We start from the raw sequence: 2,443 nt of genomic DNA on the forward strand, positions 1-2,443 counted from the left end.
AACATCCTGCGCAACCTGTGCGAGATGGGCGTGCTCAAGGCCGCCTGCGACCCCGACCCCGAGGTCCTGGTCTCCACCAGGGAGGCCTACCCCGACCTCGCCCTCTGCGCCTCCTTCGAGGAGCTCCTGGAGGACCCGGACCTTACCGCCCTGGCCATCGCCACCCCCGCCGCCACCCACTACGGGCTGGCGCGCGCGGCCCTGCTCGCCGGAAAGGACGTCTTCGTGGAGAAGCCCCTGGCGCTCTCGGCGAGGGAGGGGAGGGAGCTCGCAGACCTCGCCCGCGAAAGGGGCAGGGTGCTCATGGTGGGGCACACCTTGCAGTACCACCCCGCGGTGCGCAGGCTCAAGGAGCTCGTATCCTCGGGCGAGCTGGGCAAGGTGCAGTATCTCTACTCCAACCGCCTGAACATCGGGCGGCTGCGCGCGGAGGAGAACATCCTCTGGAGCTTCGCCCCCCACGACATCTCGGTGATGCTCATGCTCACCGGGGAGATGCCCCTTTCCGTCTCCGCCTTCGGCGAGGACTACCTGAGCAAGGGCATCTACGACACCACCCTCACCGCCCTGGAGTTCCCCGGCGGCATCAAGGGCCACATCTACGTGAGCTGGCTGCACCCCTACAAGGAACAGCGCCTGGTGGTGGTGGGGACCCGGGCTATGGCCGTCTTCGACGACGTGGCGGAGGACAAGCTGCGCCTCTACCCCCACCACATCGAGTGGAAGGACGGCAAGACCCCCGTGGCCCGCAAGGCGGACTATGAGAGCGTGCCCGCAGGAGACGAGGAGCCCCTGCGCGCCGAGCTGGAGCACTTCCTCTCCTGCGTTAAGGAGCGGAAGACCCCGCTCACCGACGCGGAGGAGGGCCTGCGGGTGCTCGCGGTGCTGGAGGCGGCCGAGGAGAGCCTGCGCAAGGGACAGCGTCCCGTGCGCCCCGGCGGGCAGGCGGATGTCTTCATACACGAGACGGCGGTAATAGACGAAGAGGTCACCATCGGCGAGGGCACCCGCATCTGGCACTTCTGCCACCTCCTTTCGGGCACCCGAATCGGGAAAAACTGCGTGCTGGGCCAGAACGTCATGGTGGGGCCGGAGGTGAGCATAGGAGACGGCTGCAAGGTACAGAACAACGTCTCCCTCTACCGCGGGGTGACCCTGGAGGAGGAGGTCTTCTGCGGCCCCTCCTGCGTGTTCACCAACGTGCTCACCCCCCGCGCCTTCATCGAGAGAAAGGACGCCTTCCTGCCCACCCTGGTGAGGAGGGGAGCGAGCATCGGGGCCAACGCCACCGTGCTCTGCGGGGTGACCATAGGCCGTTATGCCATGGTGGGGGCGGGGGCGGTGGTCACCAGGGACGTGCCCGACCACGCGGTGGTGGCCGGAGTGCCCGCGGCCTTCCGCGGCTGGGCCTGCCGCTGTGGGGCCACCCTCCCCGCGCTGCCCGAGGGAGGCTCCGCCTCCTGCGAGGCCTGCGGGCTCACCTACCGCCTGGAGGGGGGAGCGCTGAAGCAGGCGGAGGGGGACACGTGAAGCCCATCCCCATGCTCGACCTCCGGCGCGAATACGAACACATGAAGGAGGGCATAGACGCCGCCATCGCCGCATGCCTCTCCCACCAGCGCTGGATCAGGGGGCCGGAGGTGGCGAAGCTCGAGGAGAGGATGGCGCGCTACCTGGGGGTGGAGCACTGCGTGGGCGTGGCCTCGGGCACCGACGCCCTTGCCATCGCCCTCAGGGCCCTGGCTATGAGGGAAAGAGGAAGGGATCACTTCGACCCCTCGGACGAGATCATCACCACCCCCTTCACCTTCGTGGCCACCGGCGAGGCCGTGCTCAGGGCCGGCGCCACCCCGGTCTTCGTGGACGTACGCCCCGACACCTTGAACATCGACCCCGAAAGGATAGATGCATACCTGAAAGAGGAGGCCCGCAACGCCGTGGGCATCCTCCCCGTCCACCTCTACGGCCAGGCCTGCGACATGGAGGCCATTGCGGACATCGCGGAAAGATATGGCCTCTTCGTGCTGGAGGACTGCGCCCAGGCCCTGGGGGGAGTCTTTAAGGGAAGAAAGCTCGCCGGCCTGGGCGATGCCGGGGCCTTGAGCTTCTTTCCCTCCAAAAACCTGGGCTGCTACGGCGACGGGGGGATGATCGCCACCTGCGACGGCGAGATCGCCGAAGTCTCGAGGGCGCTCTCCCAGCACGGCGGGAAGGACAAGTACCGTGCGGAACTCGTGGGCTACAACTCCCGCCTGGACACCCTGCAGGCGGCGGTGCTCTTGGCCAAGCTCCCTTATTTGGAGGAGATGCTCGAGCGCAGGAGAAGGATCGCCGCCCTCTACGACCGGGCGCTCCGGGACATCGAGGGAATAACCGTGCTCACCCACCCCCAAGGCGCCCTTCCCACCTACAACCAGTACACCGTCCTGGTGGGGGAGGGAAG

2 protein-coding genes are annotated in these 2,443 nt (G+C 67.6%); both read left to right on the plus strand.

The features are described from left to right. Positions 1-24: 24 nt before the first annotated feature. Positions 25-1,530, plus strand: coding sequence for a Gfo/Idh/MocA family oxidoreductase (locus tag H5T74_14605; protein ID MBC7231605.1), 1,506 nt, complete (start codon positions 25-27; stop codon positions 1,528-1,530). Next, on the plus strand, positions 1,527-2,443 hold a 917-nt coding region (locus H5T74_14610; GenBank protein ID MBC7231606.1), incomplete at its 3' end, for a DegT/DnrJ/EryC1/StrS family aminotransferase. The genes H5T74_14605 and H5T74_14610, both read left to right, overlap by 4 nt.

The sequence above is a fragment of the Actinomycetota bacterium genome (genome assembly GCA_014360645.1).
Classification (GTDB): Bacteria; Actinomycetota; Geothermincolia; order Geothermincolales; family RBG-13-55-18; genus Solincola_B.